Annotated in this window: 21 protein-coding genes and 1 riboswitch; of the genes, 10 read left to right on the top strand and 11 right to left on the bottom strand. The window is 69.7% G+C overall.

Annotated elements, in window-relative coordinates; genetic code table 11:
* Window positions 1-55: 55 nt before the first annotated feature.
* Window positions 56-1,666: a carboxylesterase/lipase family protein gene (locus ACRX5W_RS17065; RefSeq protein ID WP_436789013.1), complete on the bottom strand. Its 1,611-nt coding sequence runs from the start codon at window positions 1,664-1,666 to the stop codon at window positions 56-58.
* 129 nt (window positions 1,667-1,795) lie between these two features.
* Window positions 1,796-2,440, bottom strand: coding sequence for a TetR/AcrR family transcriptional regulator (locus tag ACRX5W_RS17060; RefSeq protein ID WP_436789012.1), 645 nt, complete (start codon window positions 2,438-2,440; stop codon window positions 1,796-1,798).
* Between the two features lie 112 nt (window positions 2,441-2,552).
* Here ACRX5W_RS17060 and ACRX5W_RS17055 point away from each other — a divergent pair, with 112 nt between their 5' ends.
* Both ACRX5W_RS17055 and ACRX5W_RS17050 read left to right on the top strand, forming a co-directional pair.
* Window positions 2,553-3,902 (top strand): hypothetical protein, encoded by a 1,350-nt coding sequence (locus ACRX5W_RS17055; RefSeq protein WP_436789011.1) that lies wholly within the window; start codon window positions 2,553-2,555, stop codon window positions 3,900-3,902.
* The gene (locus tag ACRX5W_RS17050; RefSeq protein ID WP_436789010.1) at window positions 3,899-5,326 is read left to right on the top strand and encodes an acyl-CoA reductase; all 1,428 of its coding nucleotides are present in this window, start codon (window positions 3,899-3,901) and stop codon (window positions 5,324-5,326) included. The genes ACRX5W_RS17055 and ACRX5W_RS17050 overlap by 4 nt, the downstream gene beginning before the upstream one ends.
* 349 nt (window positions 5,327-5,675) lie before the next feature.
* On the opposite strand, the gene ACRX5W_RS17045 is transcribed toward ACRX5W_RS17050, so the two are convergent.
* Window positions 5,676-6,026 (bottom strand): UBP-type zinc finger domain-containing protein, encoded by a 351-nt coding sequence (locus tag ACRX5W_RS17045; protein WP_436789009.1) that lies wholly within the window; start codon window positions 6,024-6,026, stop codon window positions 5,676-5,678.
* 115 nt (window positions 6,027-6,141) lie between these two features.
* Here ACRX5W_RS17045 and ACRX5W_RS17040 point away from each other — a divergent pair, with 115 nt between their 5' ends.
* The gene (locus ACRX5W_RS17040; protein WP_436789008.1) at window positions 6,142-7,125 is read left to right on the top strand and encodes a DUF5996 family protein; all 984 of its coding nucleotides are present in this window, start codon (window positions 6,142-6,144) and stop codon (window positions 7,123-7,125) included.
* Between the two features lie 30 nt (window positions 7,126-7,155).
* Here the strand turns inward: ACRX5W_RS17040 and ACRX5W_RS17035 are convergent, their stop codons facing one another.
* The 3 genes from ACRX5W_RS17035 to ACRX5W_RS17025 all read right to left on the bottom strand — a co-directional run bounded on the left by ACRX5W_RS17035 (window position 7,156) and on the right by ACRX5W_RS17025 (window position 12,172).
* The gene (locus ACRX5W_RS17035; protein WP_436789007.1) at window positions 7,156-9,129 is read right to left on the bottom strand and encodes a DEDDh family exonuclease; all 1,974 of its coding nucleotides are present in this window, start codon (window positions 9,127-9,129) and stop codon (window positions 7,156-7,158) included.
* A 220-nt stretch (window positions 9,130-9,349) separates the two neighbouring features.
* Window positions 9,350-10,729, bottom strand: a complete 1,380-nt coding sequence (locus ACRX5W_RS17030) for an ABC transporter substrate-binding protein (protein ID WP_436789006.1) — start codon at window positions 10,727-10,729, stop codon at window positions 9,350-9,352.
* Between the two features lie 942 nt (window positions 10,730-11,671).
* Window positions 11,672-12,172: a hypothetical protein gene (locus tag ACRX5W_RS17025; protein WP_436789005.1), complete on the bottom strand. Its 501-nt coding sequence runs from the start codon at window positions 12,170-12,172 to the stop codon at window positions 11,672-11,674.
* A 200-nt stretch (window positions 12,173-12,372) separates the two neighbouring features.
* Here ACRX5W_RS17025 and ACRX5W_RS17020 point away from each other — a divergent pair, with 200 nt between their 5' ends.
* Window positions 12,373-12,795, top strand: a complete 423-nt coding sequence (locus ACRX5W_RS17020; protein WP_436789004.1) for a cupin domain-containing protein — start codon at window positions 12,373-12,375, stop codon at window positions 12,793-12,795.
* Between the two features lie 252 nt (window positions 12,796-13,047).
* On the opposite strand, the gene ACRX5W_RS17015 is transcribed toward ACRX5W_RS17020, so the two are convergent.
* On the bottom strand, window positions 13,048-13,677 hold the full coding sequence (locus ACRX5W_RS17015; RefSeq protein ID WP_436789003.1) for a TetR family transcriptional regulator: 630 nt from the start codon (window positions 13,675-13,677) through the stop codon (window positions 13,048-13,050).
* 73 nt (window positions 13,678-13,750) lie between these two features.
* Here ACRX5W_RS17015 and ACRX5W_RS17010 point away from each other — a divergent pair, with 73 nt between their 5' ends.
* Entirely contained in the window at window positions 13,751-14,470 is a 720-nt protein-coding gene (locus ACRX5W_RS17010) for an alpha/beta fold hydrolase (RefSeq protein WP_436789002.1), read from the top strand.
* A 239-nt stretch (window positions 14,471-14,709) separates the two neighbouring features.
* Here the strand turns inward: ACRX5W_RS17010 and ACRX5W_RS17005 are convergent, their stop codons facing one another.
* From ACRX5W_RS17005 to ACRX5W_RS16995, 3 genes are all read right to left on the bottom strand, one after another.
* A complete protein-coding gene (locus ACRX5W_RS17005) occupies window positions 14,710-15,573 on the bottom strand; it encodes a PaaI family thioesterase (protein ID WP_436789001.1) in 864 nt (287 codons plus the stop codon).
* Window positions 15,574-15,871: 298 nt separating this feature from the next.
* A complete protein-coding gene (locus tag ACRX5W_RS17000) occupies window positions 15,872-17,071 on the bottom strand; it encodes a transglycosylase family protein (protein ID WP_436789000.1) in 1,200 nt (399 codons plus the stop codon).
* Between the two features lie 5 nt (window positions 17,072-17,076).
* Window positions 17,077-17,277, bottom strand: a riboswitch (cyclic di-AMP (ydaO/yuaA leader).
* A gap of 500 nt (window positions 17,278-17,777) precedes the next feature.
* Complete coding sequence (locus ACRX5W_RS16995) at window positions 17,778-18,656, bottom strand: PaaI family thioesterase (protein WP_436788999.1); 879 nt, start codon at window positions 18,654-18,656, stop codon at window positions 17,778-17,780.
* 327 nt (window positions 18,657-18,983) lie between these two features.
* Here ACRX5W_RS16995 and ACRX5W_RS16990 point away from each other — a divergent pair, with 327 nt between their 5' ends.
* From ACRX5W_RS16990 to ACRX5W_RS16970, 5 genes are all read left to right on the top strand, one after another.
* Complete coding sequence (locus ACRX5W_RS16990) at window positions 18,984-19,925, top strand: ADP-ribosylation family protein (RefSeq protein ID WP_436788998.1); 942 nt, start codon at window positions 18,984-18,986, stop codon at window positions 19,923-19,925.
* Between the two features lie 309 nt (window positions 19,926-20,234).
* Window positions 20,235-20,510, top strand: a complete 276-nt coding sequence (locus tag ACRX5W_RS16985; RefSeq protein WP_436788997.1) for a type II toxin-antitoxin system Phd/YefM family antitoxin — start codon at window positions 20,235-20,237, stop codon at window positions 20,508-20,510.
* Window positions 20,507-20,764: a Txe/YoeB family addiction module toxin gene (locus tag ACRX5W_RS16980; protein WP_436788996.1), complete on the top strand. Its 258-nt coding sequence runs from the start codon at window positions 20,507-20,509 to the stop codon at window positions 20,762-20,764. The genes ACRX5W_RS16985 and ACRX5W_RS16980 overlap by 4 nt, the downstream gene beginning before the upstream one ends.
* A gap of 309 nt (window positions 20,765-21,073) precedes the next feature.
* Window positions 21,074-21,466, top strand: coding sequence for a transposase (locus tag ACRX5W_RS16975; RefSeq protein WP_436788995.1), 393 nt, complete (start codon window positions 21,074-21,076; stop codon window positions 21,464-21,466).
* Window positions 21,467-21,486: 20 nt separating this feature from the next.
* Window positions 21,487-22,356 (top strand): IS3 family transposase, encoded by an 870-nt coding sequence (locus ACRX5W_RS16970; protein ID WP_436788994.1) that lies wholly within the window; start codon window positions 21,487-21,489, stop codon window positions 22,354-22,356.
* A gap of 137 nt (window positions 22,357-22,493) precedes the next feature.
* On the opposite strand, the gene ACRX5W_RS16965 is transcribed toward ACRX5W_RS16970, so the two are convergent.
* Window positions 22,494-22,924, bottom strand: a 431-nt coding sequence (locus ACRX5W_RS16965) for a hypothetical protein (protein ID WP_436788993.1), incomplete at its 5' end; no start/stop codon positions are given.

The following is a 22,924-nucleotide window of genomic DNA, read 5'->3' as shown; positions in this document are numbered from 1 at the left end:
ACCCCTCCCCCCCCCCCCCCCCCCCCCACGAAGGTCGGTGGATCAACGGACGGTGTCACGCGGCCGGCGCGCTCCACAGATCGCACTTGTGGTTCTCCGGGAACGCCGTGCTCGCGGTGATCCCCTCGGGGGCGAGCGTCTGGACCTTGGGGAACAGGTTCCAGCGCGGGGCGTCCGCGGCGTACGGCACGCCGGTTTTGGCGAAGTTGGTCCAGTAGCCGAGCATCGCGGCCGACAGCGCGTTCTGCTCGGGTGTGCCCGAGACGCCGCCGAAGAGGTAGCGGATTTCCGAACCGTGCGGGGCGCCGATCGGGAAGCTGATCGGCAGGTTCAGATAGTCCATGGCGTGGCGGTCGGCGAACTCGTACTGGTACGAGCGGGTGTGACGCGACATCAGTTCCGCGGTGACAGATTGCAGGCACGCGAACTGCGAGTCCGTGAAGACCGCGCCCAAGGCCTCGGCGGGGGTCCCGTAGTCCGACAGCGGGTAGCGGGCCAGGATCGCGTCGGCGCGTTCACCGTACGTCGCGCGGATCACCGTCGGGTACGCCGCCGCGGTGAGCTGTCGGCCGGCCAGGTCGTACATGGTCGCGACGGTGAGGCGCCCCTCGTCGGCGGTGGTGCCCTGGAGCACGGGCACCCGGTGGAAGCGCCCGCTCGCGAACGCCTCCGCCATTTGCAGCGGCAGGACCTTGCCGTCGACGTTCGGCACCCAGCGGGCGGTCGGGCTCGCCGCCGCCGCGAGCAGTTGGTCGGCCGGCTTCGCGCGCAGGCAGGCCACGTCCGCGCAACCCAGGGAGGCCGCCCAGGCCGCGCCGTTGTGCTGCTGCGACTCCTGCGCGGGCAGCGGGAAGCCGCAGCCGGATTGGGCGATGGCCCGGTCGAACAGGCCTGTCGTCAGGGGCGAGGCCAGGTTCTGGCACACGCTGCCGCCGCCCGCCGACTCGCCGAAGATCGTGACGTTGTCGGGGTCGCCGCCGAACGCCGCGATGTTCGCCTGCACCCAGCGCAGTGCCGCTTGCTGGTCGAGCAGCCCGTAGTTGCCCGAAATCCCGTGCGGGGACTCGCCGGCCAGGCCCGGGTGGGCGAAGTAACCGAACGCGCCGAGACGGTAGTTGAAGTTGACCACGACCACGTCGCCCCGGCTCGCCAGGTTGGCTCCGTCGTAGAAGGTCCCGGAGCCGACGGTGAATCCCCCGCCGTGGATCCACACCATCACCGGCTTGGGAAACGTGGAGCGCTGCGCGGGCGTGTAGACGTTGAGGTACAGGCAGTCCTCGCTGGGCGTGCCCGGCCCGGCCAGGTCGCCCCACGGGGTCTGCGAACCGCGTTGCATGCAGGGATTGCCGGGTGTGGTGGCGTCGCGTACGCCCGACCACCGCGCGGGCGGGGCCGGTGGCTTCCATCGCTGGTCGCCGACCGGGGGTGCGGCGTAGGGGATGCCGAGATACGAGTGCGCTGTCTCGTCGGCCTTCCCCTGCACCTGCCCGTACCGGGTCGTGACGGTCGGGCCGTCGGCCGCGGTGGCGGGCGCGGATCCCACGCCGACCGCCGACAGCAGCGCCGCGGCGAAGAGCGACGCCGTGCGTCGGGTCCAGGACAATCGCCGGCGCATCGGCGCCGATCGCGCGGAATGGCGTGTCGGGCTCTTGGGCTGACCGGACATCGGCACCTCCGTACCAAGGGGTCCACGGCCAGCGCAGTCTCGCAGTGCGCCCGGGCGCTCGGCATCGCGTAAATCACCGGTCTTCGCGCGCGGCGAACTGTTCCAGGAGGGCCCGGGATTGACGTTCCGTCAGCGCGGCAGCAGGCCCTCCAGCAGCAGGCGGACGGTGAAGGAGACCCGCTCGTCGATCTGCTCCTGGGTGGGCGGGCGCCCGGCCACGATGGCGCGCGTCTGGCCGCCGATGGTCATGCTGGTGAACGCCCGGGCGGCCTGCTGATAGTTGGTGGGGACGAGCTTTCCGGCAGCCGCCGCGCGTTCCAGGACACCGGCGACGAAGTCGACCACCGGCCCGGCGCTCAGCGTGTAGTTGGACACGAAGATCTCCGGGAACCGGTAGCTCTCGGCGTTGATGACGCGCTGGAGGCGGAGGCCGTTCGGCGTCATCATCTGGCCGATCCGCAGCCGGGCGACCGCCTCCAGGGTCTCGGCCGGGTCGCCGTTGTCGAAGCTCGCGAGCACCTCCGGGGGCACCACCTGGCGTTCGATGCCCCGCCGGACCGCGGCCAGGAACAGCGACGCCTTGTCGGGGTAGCGGGCGTACACCGTGCGCTTGGTCATGTTGACGCGCGTGGCGATCATCTCGATCGTGGCCAGCTCGTAGCCGTGTTCGAGGAACAGCTCCATCGCGGTGTCGAGCAGTTCCTCGTGGCGGGCCTCGGCCTGCTCGCGGGTGGGTCGTCCGGCCTTGCGGCGGACGGGAGCGACCTCCGTCACACACGCCTCCTCGGCATTGCCTCTTGCATGCTCACTCCACTCTCGTTAATGATACGCATCAGTTGCCATTAAAATCCCGGCACCGACACAGTGACACAGGGAGGGACGCCCGGTGAGTTCAGCCGTGGACAAATTGATGCGTCAAGGGGACGCAGCGGACCGCTTCGACCAGTCCCATGCCGATCTGCGCGAGACGCAGATCGCCGCGCTCGACGAGCGGTTCCAAGAGCGCAAGGACCGCATCAAGCTGCTGCGGCACCGGGCCGACGAGGCCGGCGTCACCGAGATCCGCGGCCTCGCGGACGTCGTGCCGCTGCTGTTCCCGCACACCGCGTACAAGAGCTACCCCGAGAGCTTCCTGATCGACGAGAAGTGGGACCGGCTCACCAAGTGGCTGGGCACCGTCTCGCCGTACCCGATCAGCCCGGTCGACGCCTCGCGGATATCCGACATCGACCACTGGATCGACCAGCTCCAGGCCAACGGGCACTACGTCTCCTGTTCCAGCGGAACCACCGGCAAGTCCGCGATGCTGCTCGCCTCCGACAAGGACATGGCCTGGTCGCGCAAGGACACCGTCAACGTCTTCTCCTGGGGATCGGGCGTGCGGCCGGCCCAGGACCGCCGGATGATCGGCGTCGGCGCGACCGCCGCCGTCCCCAAGAACCTCATCATCGCCGACGCGCAGCGCGCCGCCTTTGCCGACCCGGACAAGGAGCCCTTCCGGCTCCCGGTCCCGCCGCTCACCGTCGGCACGCTGACCCACATGGTCGTGCTGCGCAAGAAGATCGCGGACGGCACCGCCCTGCCCGAGGAACTCGCCGACTTCGAGCGCACCTCCAAGGAGCGCCAGGAGACGATGGACAAGGCGGTCATCGCCGGAGCCGAGGCGCTCGTGCGCTATCGCGAGGACAAGCTCTACATCGCCGGCATGTGGAACTCGCTCTACCAGGTCGCCAAGATCGTCCGCGACATGGGCTACTCGGCCAAGGACTTCCACCCCGACAACTGCATCTACGTCGGCGGCGGTCTCAAGCGTGCTCAACTCCCGGACGACTACCAGGAATTCGTCCACCAGACCTTCAACATCCCGGCCAACCGGGACTTCCAGAACTACTCCATGCAGGAGCTCAACTCCGGCATGCCGAAGTGCCAGAAGGGCGACCGCTACCACGTGCCGCCGTGGATCGTCCCCTTCATCCTCGACGAGGCCGGCGACACGCTGCTGCCCCACGAGTCCGGCGAGATCGAGGGCCGCGCCGCGTTCTTCGACCTGTCCCTCGACGGGCGCTGGGGCGGAATCATCACCGGCGACAAGATCTCCCTCGACTTCGACCCGTGCGCCTGCGGCGCCAAGGGCCCGTCGATCCGCAACAACATCGTCCGCTACGCCGACATCAAGGGCGACGACAAGATCGGCTGCGCCGGCACGGTCGACGCGTACGTGAGGGGCCTGTCATGACCGCGACCCACACCGCCGCCACCCCCGCCGCCGACTCGGTCGTGTCCGCGCCGTTCTTCCTGTACGGCGCACTTCAGGACGAGCCCGACGTCACGCACCGCTCCCGCGACCTGGGTGTCACCCTCGCGACACCGCGCATGGCCATGGACCGGGTCGTCCTGCCGCGCACGCAGGTGCCGCCGCTGCTGAACGTCCCGCTCGCGGAGATCATCGACTTCCTCGTCGAGACGGGCGAACGCATCCGCGACCCGAAGAACCCGTTCGTCCGCGACTGCATCGACCGCATGTCGGCCACCCATGTGCTGCCGCGCTCGGTGCTTGAATCCCAGGTCGTCGGTGCCGCCCACTACCTCGACAAGCGGCTGCTGGAGACCGTGGTCGAGCAGAACTTCCCCGATCCCAGGGCGCTGGACGAGTGGGTCCCCAAGCAGGACTTCACCGGACGCAAGAGCTTCGTCCGCGCCTTCGCGCCCCGGCTGATCCACGTCCTGCCCGGCAACTCGCCGGGTGTCGCGGTGAAGTCGATCGCCCAGGGGGCCATGGTCAAGGCCGTCAACCTGTTCAAGATGTCGTCCAGCGACCCGTTCTCGACGGTCGCGATCCTGCGGACCATGGCCGACATCGACCCCGACCACGCGATCGTCAAGTCGATGGCCGCGGTCTACTGGCGCGGCGGCGACGACGCGGTGGAGCGGGTGCTGTACCGCCCGCAGTACTTCGACAAGATCGTCGCGTGGGGCGGCGGCGACGCGATCAACAACGTCGTCAAATACCTCGGCCCCGGCTTCCAGTTGGTGTCGTTCGACCCGAAGACGTCGATCTCGATGGTCGGCCGCGAGGCCTTCGCGTCGGAGGAGACCCTCGACGACGCGGCCGAACTTGCCGCGTCCGATGTCATGGTGCTCAACCAAGAGGCGTGCGTGGCAAGCCGGTTCGTCTACGTCGAGGCGGACGAGGCCGACGCGGACCGCTTCAGCGAGCGCCTTCAGGCCCGCATCGCCGAGAAGGCAGCCGCGTCGGGTGACACCCGGCCGCTCGACCTGGACCTGCGCGAGCAGATCGACACGCTCATGATGCTCGACGACGAGTTCGGCGTCTGGGGCAAGACCGACGGCAAGGGCCTGGTCATCCGCTCCGACGAGCCGGTGGACTTCCACCCGATCAACAAGACCGCCAACGTCGTCCGCGTCGACGCGCTCGACGACGCCGTGAAGTACGTCAACGTGGCGACGCAGACGGTCGGCTTCTACCCGTTCGACCGCATGAGCGCCTACCGCGACCGGCTCGCCGCCGGCGGCGCCCAGCGCATCGTGCGGCTCGGCGAAGCCGGCCCCAGCACCATCGGCAACCCCCACGACGCGATGTACCCGCTGCACCGCTTCGTCCACTGGATGGCCCACGAAGACGGCGTCGCCGGGGATTGAGCCGGACGCCGGACGCCGGACGCCGGACGGAGCGGACGGCCGGCCGGTCAGGTTCGGCGCGTGGTTGTCGGGCGTGGCCGGGCCGATGGTCGGTCGAGCGCAGGACGTGGCGGCCGGTCTCGGCGCAGCCAGGCGCGGGCACACATGGGCGCGTTGCTTCGCCCCGTGTGTGCCCGGCCGGGTTCGCGTTGGGCCGGCTGCCACCGATCGGCCGGCGATAGGGGGCGTTGCTTCCATGCGTGCGCAGGCGGCGGAGTCTGCCTCGACAACCTGGTGTACGCGGGCCGCGTGGGTACCGCATGCCCGGAGCCTCGCGCGGCCCGCCGAGCGGAGCCGCCGGGCCGATGTCTCAGTCCAGATGATCGGCCCAGTCGGCCGGGACGCGGCCTGCGGGTCCCGGGGCCGGTTGGTCGTCCGGGTGGCTGTGCGGCGGTGCCAGCTCCGGGCCCTTCGCGTACATCTGCGACGACCCGTAGTCCCAGAACCAGCTTTCGCCGGGTTCGTAGCTCTGGATGACCGGGTGGCCGGTCGCCTTGGCATGCGCGGTGGCGTGCTTCGACGGTGAACTGTCGCAGCAGCCGATGTGCCCGCACCGGGCGCATCGGCGCAGGTGGAACCACCATCCGCCGTCCGCGTCGCATTCGACACAGCCCGTGCCGCTCGGCGGGACGGTGGGGTCGATGGCGTCAGCAGCAGTCATGATCCCTATCGTCGCGTGCCCGTCGCGGCAGGTCGAGCGGTGCCGGCGGCGCGGCTCCGGAGTGCCGGGACCCGCTCGGGGTGCCCCGCCGGGGCTTCGCGCCGACGATGGAGGGATGACTGACAGGCCGCTGAGCTCCCGCGAGCCGCGACCGGCTCTGCCGGAGCTCCCGTACGACGCGTGGTCCGACACCCTCGACACCCTGCACCTGTTCGCGCAGATCGTCGGCAAGGTGAAACTGGCGGCCACGCACCCGCAGAACCACTGGTGGAACGTCACCCTCTCGGTGGATCCCCGTGGCTTGACAACGCGGCGGCTGTACGCGAACGGGATCTTTTTCGACATCGCGTTCGACTTCATCGACCACCGGCTGGTCGTCCGGACCGATCGGGGCGAGACCCGTACGTTTGCACTCGACGGCGGTGTCAGCGTCGCCGCTTTCGACCGCAGCCTGCACGAGACGCTGGCCGGGCTCGGCGTCGACGTCCCGCTGCTCGAACACCCGTTTGGGATCCCGCACCTCGACACGCCGTTTCCCGAGGACACCGAGCACGCCGCCTACCAGCGCGAGTACGTGGAACGCTATTGGCGCGCCCTGGGCTGGTCCGCGGACGTGTTCCAGGAGTTCATGGGCTGGTTCACCGGCAAGGCCAGCCCGGTGCACGTGTTCTGGCACTCGTTCGACCTCGCGACGACCCGCTTCTCCGGCAAGCGCGCCGCGCCGCGCGCGGACGCCGACCCGGTCACGGCCGAGGCGTACACCCACGAGGTGGTTTCGTTCGGCTGGTGGCCGGGCGATCCCGAGGTGCGCCGGCCCGCGTACTACTCCTACACCGCGCCCCAGCCCGAGGGCCTGGCCGAGCAGCCCCTGAGCCCGCCGCAGGCGACCTGGGTCAACGACGGCGGCATGGCGGTGCTGCCGTACGAGGCCGTGCGCACCGACGAGGATCCGCGCACGACGCTGCTGGCCTTTCTCCAGACAGCGTTCGAGGCGGGCTCGCGGGCCGCGCACTGGCCCGCCGAAGAACTGACATCCAACTGGTGCCCGACGTCGGACCAACTGCGCGCCCTGGCCCGTGCCGGCCTGCACGTGCGCTGAGGCGCGGCGCCGCTCATGCCGCCGTCGGCGTCATTCCTCGACGTCGACGCCGTACCGCTTGGCCAGCTCGCTCACATCGAACTCGTGGCCCTGGCCCTGGGCGCGGAACCGCCACTCGGTGCCCCGCCGGTAGAACTCGCCGAGCAGCAGGACCCGTTCGACGGTCGCCGCGTCGAGGATCGACCGGGTCTGCGCGGACCCCTGGGCCGGGCCCGTCTGCACCTCGATCGGTCCCACCGCGTCGAAGGCGCTGGCCCCGTCGACGGAGGCGGCGACCATGACGCGCGCGACATCGGGGCCGAGCGCGTCCAGGTCGATCGTCACGCCACGCTCGGCGGAGCCCATCTCGTCGATCACGACCGAGCCGTCGGATGTGGAGGTGTGGTTCCAGAAGACGAAGTCGTCGTCACCACGCACCCTTTCGCCGGCGTCGAGCACGAACGCGACCACGTCCACCTCGCCGTCGGGGCGATCCCACCGCCAGGACGCCTGGAGCGTCCAGACGCCGGGCTTGTCGGGCAGCACGTGCACGCCGCCGCGCGGGAGTTCGCGGCACACGTCTTCCGAGGCCGCGGGGTCCTCCGCGGGAGCGTCCGCGACTGCCGGGGCCGCCTCCGGGCCGCCGGTGAAGCGCTTGCGCCATTCGTCGGCGGTCAGGCACTCCAGCCCGAGCGTTGCCGCGCGCTTCGCCCGTGGATCCGACGCGCCGCCGTCGAGCGTGACGACGATGTCGACCGACGCGGTCAGGTTGACGCGCAGCCGGTGTCCGGCTTCCACGATCAGGGCCCGCAGTTCGCCGGCGGCGGCATGTTCGGTGCGGTCGTGCAGGACCAGGACGTTGAGGACCGACGACCGGCGCGGCGCGGGCACCCCGGGAGGGGTGGGGACGGCGGGTTCCGGTGCGGCGGTCCGCGGCGCGGGCAGCGCTGCCGGCACCTCCGGGGGCTGTGCAGGCTGGGCTTCCGGCTCGGGTGGTGTCTGAGACGCCTGTGTCTGTGGCGCCTGTGACCCCTGTGCCCCCTGTGACCCGTATGACAGGGGTGACAGTCGTGACAGTTGTGACGCATCTTGTGCGGTGCCCGTGTCCGCTCGTGCGCCAGGCCGCACGTTGGCGAGCATCGCCACGAACGCCGCCTCGTCGACCACCGGCACGCCCTTGTCACGTGCCGCGCGGCTTTTGCCCGATCCGGACTCGGGGTCGTTCGTCACCAGAAGCGACGTCCGGCCGCTCACGCTCCCCGTCACCGCGAGCCCGGCGGCGACCGCGCGGGCCTCCAACTCCTCCCGGCCGGCGCTGGTTTCGCCGGTGAAGGCGACCCGCATGCCCTGCACGAGCCCGTCGTCCCCGAGTCGGCCCGGATTGACGTACGCGCAAGGTGATTTCGGGGGCTTGCGGGGGGCGGGAACGGCGGCGACCCCGCGAACGCCCGGCCGCATCACCGGCAGCGGCAACTCGGCATGCGCCGCCTCGTGCAGCGCGCTCCGGAACACCCGGGCGAGTACTCGGGCGTCGTCCTCGGCGTCGTGCGCCTTCAACTGCGGGACTCCGTAGTGCGCGGCCAGAGTCTCCAAACGCCAGTTGCGCAGCGGGAGTTCGAGTCGTTTGGCGAGGGCGATCGTGCACAGGCGCTCGTCGGCCGGAACGGCCCGGCCGAGCCTGCTGTATTCGGCGCTCAGCATCCGCCAGTCGAACGACGCGTTGTGTGCGACAAGTACACGGCCGGACAGGTGCTCGCCCAACTCGTCGGCGATGTCCTCGAAGAGCGGTTGACCGGCGAGGTCCGCACTGGTCAGTCCGTGGATCGCGGTCGGCCCCGGATCACGCTGCGGATCGACCAGCGACGTCCACCGGCCGGTCACCGACCCGGCGGCGTCCAGCAGCACGACCGCGGCCGAGATGACACGGTCGCGTACGGTCAGCCCGGTGGTCTCGACATCGACCACCGCGTAGTCGCGCGGGTAGTCGGCCGGCCAGGCGGCGGGGGTGGAGGAAGTCGCGATCACGGCTGATCACAGTACCAACAGGCTGTCCGGTGGGAACGTCGAACGCCCGGAAAGCGGCCGGGTGTTCACCGGGCGGCACGCGACGGGGCGAGCGGGGCCGCGAGTTCGCGGGCTTCGCTGCCTGTCGCCTGGTCCTGCCGCCCGGAGAGCGGGCGTCCCGCAGCCGACCGGGTGCCGCGAGCGGATCGCCTGCGGCGGGTCGACTGCGGGACGCCTCGGGTTACTTCAGATCTTCCAGGGTCTTGCCGACGTCCGCCAGCGTCACCGGCTTGCCGTAGTTGCCGATGAGCTTGTGCGCCGCGCCGCCGCAGCGGTAGTCGCCCTGGTTCGGCTTGAAGTCGGCGTTCTTCCAGCCCTCCGGGGTCGCCTTGACGACGTTGAAGCAGGTGGCGGGGGTGTCCTGCGCGGACATGTCGCGGGGCGCCTGCAAGCCGCCCCCGGTCCACGCGGTTTCCTTGACCGCCTGCTCGTACACGCACTTGCGGGTGAGGTTGTCACCGCAGGCCGAGGCCGACTTGGCGAACAGCAGCCAGGAGGAGAACGCCTTCACGGTGCCGAGCGTCGGTTGCGAGTCGGGCGCGTACTTGGCGAACAGCTCCAGGACCTTCTTGACCGCGGGGTTGGTCGAGGCGGGGTCGGGCGCCTGGAACCCGCCGAGGTCGGTCAGGTTGTTCTGCGCGGAGAGCACCTGGTTCCCGGCTTCCTTCAGGAAGGAAGGTCCGTACGCGGCGACGTTGGGGTCGATCCAGTCCAGCTTGTAGTTCATGTTGGTCAACTCCTGCTCCAGCTTGCCCAGGGAGCGGAAGTCACCCATGAAGATCAGGCCCTTGACGCCTTTTTCCTTGATCGCCTGCGCGTAGGGCGTCCAGTTGGACACGCCCGCGCCCGGATACAGGTCCGAGTAGATCATGTTGGCCCCGGACGCCCGGATGAACTCCACGCGCTGGTCGGACGAGGCCTTGATGGTGTCACCGGCGATGATGCCCACGGCGCCGGCCGACTGCGGGTACCCCTCCTTGATCAGCCAGTCGTAGAAGGCCGCGTTGCGGAGGTACGAGGCCCCGCCGGCCTGCACGCTGAGCTGGAGGGCCGACCCCTCGTTTTCGAGCTTGACGACCTGGGCGGTGAAGTCGGGCAGCAGGCACGACACCCGGTCCCGGACGCCGAGGTTGTCCAAGGCGTTGCCGCCGCCGACGAGTGCGAAGTCCTCGCGGCACGACTCGGCGACGCGTTGCCGGGCCTCCACCATCTTCGCGTCGCGGCTGTTCGACACGAGCTTGCGGCCGTTGATGCCGCCGGCGTCGTTGCACCATGAGGTGAACACCTTGGCGGCGTCGGGGAATTCGTGGTTCTTGGTAAAGCCGACGTCGGTCATGGTGCCGACCCGGATCTCCGTCTCGGTGACGCCCTGGGCGGGCGAGCCCTTCGGACTCCCGGGTCCGCAGACGGCCTTCAGATCGCCGAAGTCGGCGGAGGCGGCTGTGGCCGTCGGAGTCGCCGCCGCTCCCTGGCTCTCGGAGTCGTCGCCGCGGTCGGCGCATCCCGCCGCGAGCAGAGCGGTCGCCACCGCGAGGGTGGTCAGGGCCTTTGTGGGTCTCACGTGCTGCCTCCTCGGTGCTGTGGGCCGGCGATGCCTGACGACGCCGGCTTCGAACCCGCGCGGTGCCGCCTGTACGGGAGCGGGCCTGCTTCGCTCCCGCCGTGGCCGGTGCCGTGCGCTGCCGTGCTGTGGAACTCGGGGAAGGGCGTGCGGAGTTCGCCGTCGACGCGGGCGTGCGCATGTCGACGGCCGGTGCGGTGGTGTGAAGCAAGCGGACGCAATGGTTCCGCTCAGCGGATCCCACGGTGCCGTGTGGAATTCGTACGCCGGGTGGTGCCGCAACCCTCCCGGAGTCACTGTGAGTTGCCGGTCGCCCCGCAGGAGCGGCCGTGCCGGATCACCGCCGGCGGTGCCGTCGGCGGTGACGCCGCAATGCGTGCGTGCGGCGGCCCGCGGGGCTACGGCCGGCGGCTGCCCGGTGTCGTGCGGCGAGGCCGCCGCCGCTCGGGCCCTCGGGTGGGTTTCCGGTAACCGCGTTCACTCATATCCGCGCCTCCCAGGTCGAAGTTGGTCCCCGTGCGTGTGCCAACCGAGGCCTGAGGGTCCCCCCTGTCACGCCTCGCTCTCACCGGCGGATGAAGCCGGGCCGTACGACTGCACTTCGTGAAAGGTGTGTTGCCGGGCCTGCGCCGCCCGAAGCCCGGCGGTCGAAACAGTCGGCGCACCCCCGCGACGCCGTCACGGGCCGTACACCGTCGAACGCGTCATTCCCCTACCGCGCACCTCCAGTACGCCGCCCTTGGGGACGCAACAGTAGAGCGGGGCTATTGCCTTTGGGAAGTGGTGTTCTACTACTTTTAGAGCAAGGTTCTTGCGTGTGTATGGCACCTATTTGGCAGCCGGGCGGACGGTTGGCGCCGTTTCTCGTGAACGGCACAGCGGCCTACGGAAAGTGACTGTCCGTCAGATATTTTCAGCGCCGATCCGGACGCCGCGGCGCCGTTATGCGGCTGTGATGCCGCCGTCGGCCACGAGTACTTGCGCCTGCGGGCTGCCCACACCGCAATTCGGGCCGTTGGGATACGTGCCCCCGGGCGTCACGGTGATCTCCCCGGCGGTGATCGTGCCCCCGGCCGCGTCGCGCACGGTCAGGCTCAACCGCACGGGGGCCGTCGTGAGGCCGGTCAGGTCGATGAAGCCGTTGCGCTCCGGAAGCGGCGTCGTCACCGCCGAGCACATGTCGCCGTCGCAACCGCTCGAACTGGTGCCCCTCGACGGCATCAGGCGCACGGTGACGTCCTGGCACGAACCCTGCTGACATGCGCGGGCCTGAACCTCGGCGGCACCGGTCGCCGCCGTGCCGGTCACGCGGACGCCGACGCCGGGCATCGTGCCGACGAGCGTGCAGGTGTGGGTCGGCGACGAGCTGCCGCAGCCCGCGGCGACGACGACGGCGAGGGCGAGTAACGCGGCGCGGGGGAGCGGAGTGTCGGCGAAAGGCATGGGGGTGGGACGGGCCCGGAGCGAATTCGGTTCCGGTGGTCCGCTCTCCGCGGCTCGCAGGCCTCTATGCGCGGGGCGGTGATCATGGCACGATGCAGGACCATGTCAAGCGAACCTCGTCGCGGCCTGCCGCTCGGCCGGCGAACTCGCATGCGTTCCGGACGGCAGTGGCACCCGGCGGCACGGAAAGGAACCGGCTGATGGCTGACGACGCGCACCGACGCACGGAAGAGGACCGGCCCCGCCAGTTCTTCTTCGACGTCAACGAACTGGAAGGCCGGACGAACGCCGAGATCCTGGGCGAATCCGAGCAGGCCGAGCAGTTCTACGCCGTGTTCGGCCGCGACCTCGTCTCCAAGGCGATTCTCCAGTCGCCGGAACTGTCCGTCTACCACGCCACGGCCAAGCCCGGTGAGCAGGTCAAGCCCCACCGCCACGGCACCCACCAGGTGAACTACGTGCTGCGCGGCGAACTGATCTTCGGCCGCCGGCACGTCGGCCCCGGCATGGGCTTCTTCACCCCCGACATGCTCTACACCTGGCGGGCCGGGGACGAAGGCGCCGAGTGGCTGGAGATCCACAGCGGCCAGCCCGGCATCTTCCTCGAACAGCGCGCGACATGACGCGGAACCTTGGTATGCCCCGACCTCCGGCGCGTCCTGTCCGGAGACTGACCCGTGGCATCGGCGGCAGACGAGTCCCCCGCGACGGCAGGCCTGACCCCCGCGGAGGAGAGGACGGTCGGCGTTCCTGCGTTGACGTGGCGGACGTCGCCCGGCTCGGGTAACCATGTTACGCAGATTGGCGTGTCGCGATGGTTTTGATCGCCGAGGCCCCGCCCCGCGCGAAGTCCCGGCGGGAGGCCAGCGCCGAGATCAGTGCCCGTCGGCGAGCAGTGCGCGCCGGGCGACGGAGACCGCCGCGGGGGCCTCGTTGTTCGCGGTCAGGCGGTACACCACGCGGTCCAGCGTGGGCAGAATCTCGGTGATGTCGAGCGTGCCGTCGGCGAACTGGCCGGTCAGGGCATACGACATGTCGGTGAGGATGCGTTCGACATCGGCGAGGTAGGCCGGTTCGGCGCCGGTGAGCACGGCGCGTCCCGCCGGTGCGACGGCGTCCCAGACCTGCTGCCGCAGCCGCCCTCCCTCCGGCCCGCTGCTTGCGCGGTGGTACGCCTCCAACATGCGGGGATTGCGCTCCCACGGCTCGAAGACGCAGCGGAACACGCGCATGAGGCCTTCGTGCAGCGTCTCATCCGGTGCCGGAAGGGAGAGTTCGGCGTAGCAGTGGTCCGCCATCCAGCGTTCGACCGCGGTCGCGACGAGCGCTTCGCGGGTCGGGAAGAGCTTGTAGATGGTCGCGAGGGAGACGCGGGCGCGGCGCGCCACCTCGCGGAGTTGGACGGCGTCGTACCCGCCGGACTCCAGCAGGCCGAGCACGGCGTCGACGATCGCGTCCGCGGTCTGCTCGTGACGGGGGGCCCGTGGAGTCTGTTGCCGAGGCACGCCTCATAGTAACGTCGTTTCTGGGTAACGACATTACTCAAGGGATGCGTGCGAACACCGAGAGGGGAACCACGTGGCTGTCTACGTCCTGGTGCACGGTGGAGGCCACGGCGGCTGGTGCTACCGGCGGGTCGCCCGGAGATTGCGCGAGGCCGGGCACGAGGTCCACACGCCGACACTGACCGGGCTGGGCGAGCGATCGCACCTGCTGCACCCGGGCATCGACCTCGACACACACATCCTGGACGTCACCTCGGTCCTGCACCACGAGGACCTCCGCGACGTCGTCCTGGTCGGGCACAGCTACGGCGGCATGGTCATCACCGGCGCCGCGGACCGCACCCCCGACCGCATAGGCCGCCTCGTCTACCTCGACGCCGCCGTACCGGGCAACGGGCAGTCGCTGCTGGACATCGCCGGACCGATCATCGAGGCGACCCGGCCGCTGGGCAGCGTCATCGACGGCACCGAAGTCGTTTTGATCCCCTTTCCCGAGGCCGGCACCTTCTACGGCGTCACCGACCCGGCAGACGTCGCCTGGATGGCCGACCGCCTCGCCGCGCACCCGTGGAAGTGCTTCGAACAGCCGCTGCGCCTCACCGACGAGGCCGCGCTGTGGGCGATCCCGCAGTACCACATCGTGTGCACGTCGACCCTCCCGACGCGCGACCCCGCCCAGGTCGCCCGCGCCCGCGGCGAAGGCCGCCTGTGGGACATCGACACCGGCCACGATCTGATGATCACCGAACCGAAGGCCGTCACCGACGCGCTGATCGAGGTGTTGGCTGCCTGAAGCGGCCACTCAGCGCCGCCTCGGGTCCTTAGAACCTGCCGGGCCCCCGCGCAGCCATGGCCCGACCCGGGCGGGGTCAGTGCGGGGCCCAGGTGGCCACCACGATGGAAGCCGGCTGCGGGAACGGCAACTCCGGCGATCGCTTCCATCGCGGCCCCGACGGCTCTGTACTCGGGGGCGGTCAACACGTCCGCGCGGCTTCCGCTCGTTCGCGTTGCCTCATGTGAATCCGGCGTCGCTCAGTGGGAGTTCGTGGCGTACGCGGCAACCGTGGCGACGGTGCCGGTCCGGCCGCCGGGGGCGTACGCCACGACCTCGATGACACGGAACGAGCGCCCGCCGTGCACCACGCGGGCCACGAACTCGATGCCGCCGGATATGTCCATCTGCCGCAGATAGGTGATCCGGGTGGACGAGAGCGCCATCTCCCCGCCGGCGGGCAGGAGGCACGAAGCCGCGAGCTGGGACGCCGCCAAGGCGACGCCTCCGTGCAACGCCCCGCTGCCGTTGGTCAGCCGGATGTCGCCGGGCACTCGCAGGCGCACGAGCTCGCCGTCCGCCACGGCCGATGTACCCAGCACCGCGAGCAGGGAATCGTGACAGGCGGCGTCCGGGGCGGCGGGACCGTCGGACACGACGCCGACCGTGGGCTGCAACGCCGCGGCTTCGGAGGCGAGTTCGGGCAGGAGCGGGATGTAGCGGCTGCGCAGCGTCATGACCGCGAGCGTCTGCGCGTCCGTGTCCTGCACGCTTCCGGTCACCAGCGCGCCGCGCGCGTGCGAGGCCACGATCGTGCCCTCGCTGGTGATCAGGCTCCCGTCGCAGGGCGGCGGCGCGACGTAGTCGACCGACAGTTCGGTGGTGACGGACCACCGCCCGTCAGGCTGGTGCCTGGCGCCCGCGATCCCCAGCGTGTCGTCGATGAGCACGGCCAGTGCCGCGCTGTGGGGAGCGCCGTCGGGGCCGCGCAGCCACGGGCCGGACGGCATCCATCCGTGCCAAAGCCCGTCGTGCGCATGGTTCGTCACCCGGACGCCGAACAGGCGCTCCGGTCTTCCGACGGGTGCGTGCGGCATCGCTGTCAGGTCGTATTGCGCGGTCACGACGGCTTCCCTCCCCGAGCCGGGCGGGCCCCGGTGCCGCTGCCCGGTTGGCGGGGGTGGCTGTCGCCGTCGGCGATCGGTCGCCTCTCACTGCGGCACATTGCGACCACCCCGCAAGAAAGATCATTCTCCTGGGTGAGAGTAGCATTCTCCGCAATGCCGCCCGTCGGCGCACGTACGCCGCGGAGGGGCGGCCACAGGCAAACGGAACGCCCGGCCGGGTGGTCCCGGCCGGGCGTTCCGTTATTTGTTCATCCCTGTGTCAGCCCCACCTGCACAGGGCACCGCGTCACGACGCTCAGATGTTGACGCCGTGGGCGCGCAGGTACGCCAGCGGGTTCACGTCCGAGCCGTAGCTCGGGGTCGTGCGCACCTCGAAGTGCAGGTGCGGTCCGGTGGAGTTGCCGGTCGAGCCGGCCAGGCCGACCTGCTGGCCGGTCGCGACCTTCTGGCCGACGGAGACCGACAGCGAGCTCAGGTGGCCGTACTGGGTGTACTTGCCGTCGGCGTGCTTGATGACGATCTCGTTGCCGTACGCGCCGCCCCAGCCGGCCTTCACGATCGTGCCGGACGTGACGGCCTTCACCGGGGTGCCGGAGGCGGCGGAGAAGTCCTCACCGGTGTGGCCGTTCGACCACAGCGAGCCGGAGTTGCCGTACGAGCCGTGCGGCGCACCCGACACCGGGCGGACGTAGCCGCTCGACGAGGTCTCCTGGCTGGAGGCGGCCTTGTCCGACGCGGTCGCGGTCGTGGTGGCCGCGGACGACGCCGCAGACGACGCCGAGTTCGACGCGGACGCGGAAGCCTTGCCGTTCAGGGTGAGCTTCTGGCCCTGGTGGATCATGTTCGGGTTGCCGCCGATGACGCTGCGGTTGTCCTGGTACAGCTTCTGCCAGCCGCCGGCCACGTCGTGCGTGTTGGCGATCTTGGAGAGCGTGTCACCGGCGACCACGGAGTAGGTCGCGGCAGTGGTCTGCGCCGCGGCCGGCTTGCTCGACTGGGTCGCCTGCGCGCCGGACGCCGACGCGTTGTCGGAGCCTGCGGACGAGGAGGCCGCGGACGAGGAGGCCGACGAGGCGGCGGCCACGGGCTTGGCGGCCGAACCGGTGTCGATGGACGGCGTGCCGCTGTTCTTGGTCAGGCCCGCCTTGACGGAGCAGACCGGCCAGGCACCCGGGCCCTGAACCGCGAGGACCTTCTCGGCGATGGCGATCTGCTGGTCCTTCGTGGCGAGGTCGGCGCGCGGCGCGTACTGCGTGCCGCCGAACTCCTGCCACGTCGAGTTCGTGAACTGGAGGCCGCCGTAGAAGCCGTTGCCGGAGTTGATGGACCAGTTGTTGGTGGACTCGCACTGAGCGACCCTGTCCCACGTGCTCACCGAGGCGGCGGACGCGCTGGTCGCGCCGAGCATCGGGAGGGCGATCGCGGCGCCGGTGACACCGGCGGCGACGGCGATGGACTTGCGGTTGCTCAGAAGGTTGCGGGTCGCGGACAGCATTAAGCGATTCCTCTCCCACGCCTGCGAGGTGAGCTGTCGGATTCGGGCTGGAGTTGCCCGGCCGCGCCGCCCACGCCCTGATCAGGACGTTTTTGGCACGGCTTCACCCCAAGCCGTCCCGGTCGTACGGAAGTACGTCGCCGGTCCGGCGAATTTCACCTGGTTCCCCCGCTTCTGCCGTGACTGGTTCTCAGCAGTCCCGTCTCGACCGGCGGCAGAATTCGGCGTTCCGGTGAGCGGGGTCGGCGTTGCACCGACGACCACGAAGCTAGACAAACACCCGGTTACAACACAAATCCCTTGGAACCGAAGAAAGTTCAATGAAATTCGGGAATAGGGAATAAGTCACGCTCAGTAGCGTTGTCTCGCCCTCTCCGCAGTCAAAATGACACTTTGCGTGTTCGGGGCGATGCGGGAAGTCGGGATCCGCTACTCGCTGTGCCACGGCGATGCGTTCAAGTAGTTTTGCAAAGGAAACGTAAATTGCCCCGGTTCGGTCGTTTTGTCGCTCGGTGGATGGGAAAAAAGGGCCGAACACCGCGCGTCGGCGCCTGCGCGCGGAGGGGGGTCCGCAGGTGACGGGATGGGGCCGGTACAGGGGCGTTGACCTGGGGTTTCCTTCTCGCCGCCAATACTGCGGTCTGCGGTTTGCCGTCTGCGGTTATGGTCCCGGTCTGCGGGCCGCGTGCGGTCCGCGCCGGTGCGGCTAGACGGAGGCCGAGGTCGGGCCGGAGTATCCAGCCACCATGGCGACCGTGCCCGGCTTGCCCGACGGTCCGTGGGACACGACCTCGATCAGGCGGAAGCTCCGGCCACCGTGCACGACCCGGGCGACGAAGCGGGTTTCGCCGGTGATCTCCAGCGCGCGCAGGTAGCTGATGCGAACCGAAGCCAGGGACATGCCGTCCTCCGGGCGCAGCCAGTGCGAGGCGGCAAGCTGGGTCGCGCACAGGGCGATGCCGCCGTGCATGACGCCACTGGCGTTCGTCAGGATCTCGCGGCCGGGCACCCGCAACGACGCGGTGTCTCCGTCGACTTCCAAGGACGCGTCCAGCATGGCGAGCAGCGACTCGCGGTACGGCGGCTCCGACTCGCGCCGTGGTTCCGGCAGTGCCGCGGTCGTCGGGGCCGTCGTCGCGTCGGGGGTGAACAACTCCTGGAGGTCGCGGGGAACGGTGGTGGTGAACCGACTGCGCAGGGTCGCGAGTGCGAGCGTGCGGTCGGCGTCGTCCCGTACCGTCCCGGAGACCAGGACCCCCGTCGGCTGCGCGGACACGACCGAGCACTCGCTTTGGATCGTCTGCCCGTCGCACGGCGGCGGCGCGGTGTAGTCGACGGAGAGCTCGGTGGTCACCGGCCACAGCTCGTCGGGCCGGTGCGCGGACGTCGCCCTCCCCAGCGTGTCGTCGATGAGCACGCCGAGAGCGGCACTGTTCGGGGATCCGTCCGGGCCGGTCATCCAGGGACCTGACGTCATCGTCCCGCGGCTCCCGCCGTCGACCGGGGTGATCGCGGCGCCGAAGAGGGTCATCGGCCCACGGCCGCGCCGGATGAGCGGTGCCGCGAGGTCGTGGTGCGCAGTCATGGAGATGTCCTGGTTCCCTGGGGCGGTCCTACCGCCGACCGATGCGGCCCCGCCGTGTTGCCGTACGCTGCCCGGCGCGCCGACGTCCCCCAAGAGAACGTCATTCTCGCGCACGAGAGAGTCATTATCGCAGGTGCGGGGCCGGGCGTGAGCGAAGGGTCGGCGCGCAGGCTCCCGCCCCCTGCGCGCGTTCAGCGAAAGCCCACGCTCCCGGCTGTGACCCGACCGTCTCGCCCGCGCGGTCGCCGCGGCGGCCGACGGCAGGGCGCGGCGGTCAGTAGCCTGGTGGCCCGGTCAACCACGTATGGCGCACAGGGGGTTCGTTCCATGACGGAAAACCGCGTGGCGGTCGAGGAGCGGGTCCGCCGCGACTGGGGTCTGGAACTGCCCGAATCAGTTTTCCGCTACCACGCGTTCCTGACCTCTCTGGGACCGGCTGAGAAGCGGGCGCTCGACGACATGGAACTGCGGCCGTTCGGCATCATGGACGTCTTCGCGAACCCGGACGCGCAGCCTGCCGACGGCATCGACGTGCGCGTACACGGTCGCTACTACCTCGACCCGCCCGAGTTCCTGACGTTCATGCACGGAGGTTCGGACGGCCTCCACTTCGGGCTGTGGTTCGACGACGGCCGCACCTGCTCCGGCGTCGCGTCGTACTACACCAACGACGCCGGCGACCTCGACATGACGTCGTCCACACCCCTGGAAGCGGTCCGCGCCCGACTCGAACTCTCGTGGCGCGACCTGCACGACTACTACGACGGCGACGAACTGGCGGAACGGAAGGCCAAGTTGGCGTCGGTACGCGACGCGCTGACCGCGTACGAGACCGCCGACCGCACCGAGACCGGCATCGAGTACTCGAAGAAATACAGCTTCGTGGTACCGCCCGTCCTCCCCGACCGCATCACCACCCTCGACGGCGGTGGCGCGCTGGCAACCGGCGAGACGACCCTGCGGCGCCCACCCCAACACCGCACCGACCCCGCCTACTTCGCGGACGTCGTCTTCAAGGTCATCCGCGACCCCGAGGCCCTCCAAGCCGCCGTCACCGAGGCGAAAAACCGCTGCGCCGCAGGCGACCCCGCCGAAGCCCTGGCCCTCGGCCGCGACCTCCACTGGGCCTCCGGCCGCGACCCGCTCCGCGAGGCCTACGCCCACGAACTCCTGAGCGCGGCCTACCAAGCCCTGGGCCGCCCCGCCATCGCAGCCATCGCCGACGCCCACCACCGCCACCGCAACCTGCGGAGTGTGCAGGTCCTTTAGCCCCGCAAGGGAGCGCAACTCCGATATCGGTGGCGTAGTTGATGGCGACGAGACCTGCCCCGCAAGCCCCGTGACACCACATCCGCCGACGTCGGCGCCCCGGCCTCGAACGTGGTCGGAAGGAGCCCGAAGGAGAACTGCCCCTTAGCACTTGGGACCGTTGGCCGGCGGGCCTGCCGCCTCCCTCGCCCGTATCCACCTGGATTCCACGGCGTAGAACGTCGCGGCCGACTTTGGCGGGGAGTGGTACCGTTTTCTCGTACCAGTGTGGTACGAGAAAGTCGTACTCGATCACAGTGGAGTGTCCAAGTGAGCATCAGCGCCAGTGAGGCCAGGGCGAGCCTGTTTCCGCTCATCGAGCGCGTCAACACCGACCATGAGCCGATAAGAATCACCTCGCGCGCGGGCGACGCCGTCCTGATGTCCGCGGACGACTACGACTCGTGGCAGGAGACCGTTTATCTCCTGCGCTCGCCCGAGAACGCGCGGCGGCTCATGGAGGCCGTCGCCCGGGACAAGGCGGGCGAATCCGAGGTCGTCCGGACCATCGACGAGCTCAGGGAACTGGCCGGGGGGGAGGCGTGAGGGGTATTCACTTCGATCCCGCCGCTTGGGAGGACTTCTTGTTCTGGCTCGCCTCGGATCTCAAGGCGGCCCGTCGCATCACACGCCTCGTCGCCGAGATCCAGCGCACCCCGTTCGAAGGCATCGGCAAGCCCGAACCACTCAAGGGCGATCTCACGGGCTATTGGTCGCGCCGTATCGACGACGAACACCGCCTCGTCTACCGCGCGGACGACAAAGAGGTGAAGATCCTCAAAGCCCGCTACCACTATTGATTGCGGATATTCCGGGCCCCCGGTGAGCCGGCGCGTCGGAGCGGGCAGGGGATCGGCCTCATCGCGCGAACGGCGCCTCCCCCCGACGCACAACGTGGTCGTTGGCCTTCAATACTCACCGTGCCGCCTCTACCACCCTCGCAGCTTCAACTGCGCGCGCAGGGCGGCTTCCGACCGCTCGGCTTCGTCCAGCAGCGTTGGCCCCGGAGGAATGCAGTAGCCGTGCCGCGCTCCCTCCCTGTCAGTCTGTGGTGAGACACCCGGTATGCCGGGTTATCCTTCCTGGGCGAGACAGGAGCCCCACCCCAGATGACCAGCACGAACGGCCCGATAGCCGAGTCCGAGGATCCGGCGCCGAGACCGACCCGCCGCCGCTTCTCCCCGGAGTACAAGCTGCGCGTGGTCGCCGAGTACGACGCCGCCCCGGCCGGGGAGAAAGGCGCGGTCCTGCGCCGTGAGCGGCTGTACCACTCCCACGTCGTCGAGTGGCGGGCCGCTCGGGATGCCGGGGGCCTGACCGCGTTGACGGACCGGCGCACCAGCCCGGCGAGGCCGAAGAAGGCAGCGGAAGAAGCGGAGTTGGAGCGGCTGCGGAAGAAAGTCGCCCGGCTGGAGAAGGACCTGGCCAAGCGCGATGCCGCGCTGCAGGTCATGGGAAAAGCTTCCGCGCTCTTGGAGTTGCTTGCCGAGAGCGCGGACTGACCCACGCTGCCGAGCCGGTCGTGGACGAGGCGTTCACCGGCCTGCAGACCGAGCTGGGCACCGCGGCGGCCTGCCGGCTGACCGGCCGCCCGCGTGCGACGCACTACCGTCGCCTGCGGCCGAGCCCGCCGGTGGAACCGAAGCCGCGTCCGGCACCGCCGTCAGCCCTGTCGGCGGCCGAACGGGCCGCCGTACTGGCGCTGTTGAACCGGCCGGAGTACGCCGAACTGCCGCCCGCCCAGGTCTGGGCGCGGGAACTGGATGCCGGCACCTATTGGTGCTCGCCCTCGACGATGTACCGGATCCTGCGGGCCGCCGGGCAGAACGGCGACCGCCGCCGCCAGGCCACCCACCCGGCCAAGGTCAAGCCGGAGCTGGTCGCCGACGGCCCCTCGCAGGTGTGGTCGTGGGACATCACCAAGCTCCGCGGGCCGGGCAGAGGCGACTGGTACCACCTGTATGTCCTGATCGACATCTACAGCCGCTACGTGGTCGGCTGGACCGTCGCGGCCCGCGAAGACAGCGCGCTGGCCGAGGAGTTGATCCGCACCGCGATCGACCGCAACGGCACCGTGCCCCACACCGTGCACGCCGACCGGGGCACCTCGATGACCTCCAAACCGGTCGCCCAGCTTTTGACCGACCTCGGCGTGACCCGTTCGCACTCCCGGCCCAGGACCTCCAACGACAACCCCTACAGCGAGGCCCACTTCAAGACCATCAAGTACAGCGGCGACTTCCCCGAGCGGTTCGGCTCGCTCCAGCACGCCCGCGCGTGGTGCGACGGCTTCCTCACGTACTACAACCACGAGCACCGGCACTCCGCGATCGGCCTGCACACCCCGGCCAGCGTCCACTTCGGCACCGCTGAGCTGGTGCGTCAACAGTGAGTGGTCACCCTCGCCCAGGCCTACGCGGCACACCCCGAACGCTTCGGCCGCCGACCCCAACCACCGACACTGCCCACAGCCGTATGGATCAACGAACCCCGGACCGACACAGAACACCAGAAACAGAACTCATAGCCTCAAACTGTCTCATTTGACTTGACAGCTTCCGGCTCGTGGAGATTGATGCCCTCGTAGCCGTGTGGCTTGGCGTCAGTGCGAACGCACTCACCGCCATGTATCGGTCTCGATTTCCGATCCTTCAAGAATTTGACAGTGTTACGTGGTTCGACTCTAACCAGCGCAAGATTGATGGTAATAGGTACACCTATGGCCATGGCTAGACGAAGGAACACTACGAGCAACTTCAGGAATTTCTGAAGTCGCAAGGTAGAGCGCCAGTCCCCGACGGCTACACCGCGCCCTTCTACAAGGCCGATCGCGAGCGCGAGATGCGGGGGCTCACGCCGTGTTCCAAGCTCGCCTTGATGCCGCGATTGCTGCCGGGCGCTGGGATCCGGTGACGCAGACGGATCCTCGGAAGAAGAAGTAGCAAGGCGGTCGCGGCGTC

It is taken from the genome of Yinghuangia sp. YIM S10712 (assembly GCF_051388935.1).
In the GTDB taxonomy this organism is placed as follows: domain Bacteria; phylum Actinomycetota; class Actinomycetes; order Streptomycetales; family Streptomycetaceae; genus Yinghuangia.
This window is presented reverse-complemented; position numbering and strand designations above follow the sequence as displayed.

What these genes read in the sequence shown, in the direction of transcription:
- ACRX5W_RS17020 (WP_436789004.1), top strand. Translation starts at nt 12,373, where the DNA reads ATGGCTGACGACGCGCACCGACGCACGGAAGAGGACCGGCCCCGCCAG.
- ACRX5W_RS16975 (WP_436788995.1), top strand. Translation starts at nt 21,074, where the DNA reads ATGACCAGCACGAACGGCCCGATAGCCGAGTCCGAGGATCCGGCGCCG.
- ACRX5W_RS17045 (WP_436789009.1), bottom strand. Translation starts at nt 6,026, where the DNA reads ATGACTGCTGCTGACGCCATCGACCCCACCGTCCCGCCGAGCGGCACG.
- ACRX5W_RS17040 (WP_436789008.1), top strand. Translation starts at nt 6,142, where the DNA reads ATGACTGACAGGCCGCTGAGCTCCCGCGAGCCGCGACCGGCTCTGCCG.
- ACRX5W_RS16995 (WP_436788999.1), bottom strand. Translation starts at nt 18,656, where the DNA reads ATGACTGCGCACCACGACCTCGCGGCACCGCTCATCCGGCGCGGCCGT.
- ACRX5W_RS17050 (WP_436789010.1), top strand. Translation starts at nt 3,899, where the DNA reads ATGACCGCGACCCACACCGCCGCCACCCCCGCCGCCGACTCGGTCGTG.
- ACRX5W_RS17025 (WP_436789005.1), bottom strand. Translation starts at nt 12,172, where the DNA reads ATGCCTTTCGCCGACACTCCGCTCCCCCGCGCCGCGTTACTCGCCCTC.
- ACRX5W_RS17065 (WP_436789013.1), bottom strand. Translation starts at nt 1,666, where the DNA reads ATGTCCGGTCAGCCCAAGAGCCCGACACGCCATTCCGCGCGATCGGCG.
- ACRX5W_RS17000 (WP_436789000.1), bottom strand. Translation starts at nt 17,071, where the DNA reads ATGCTGTCCGCGACCCGCAACCTTCTGAGCAACCGCAAGTCCATCGCC.
- ACRX5W_RS16990 (WP_436788998.1), top strand. Translation starts at nt 18,984, where the DNA reads ATGACGGAAAACCGCGTGGCGGTCGAGGAGCGGGTCCGCCGCGACTGG.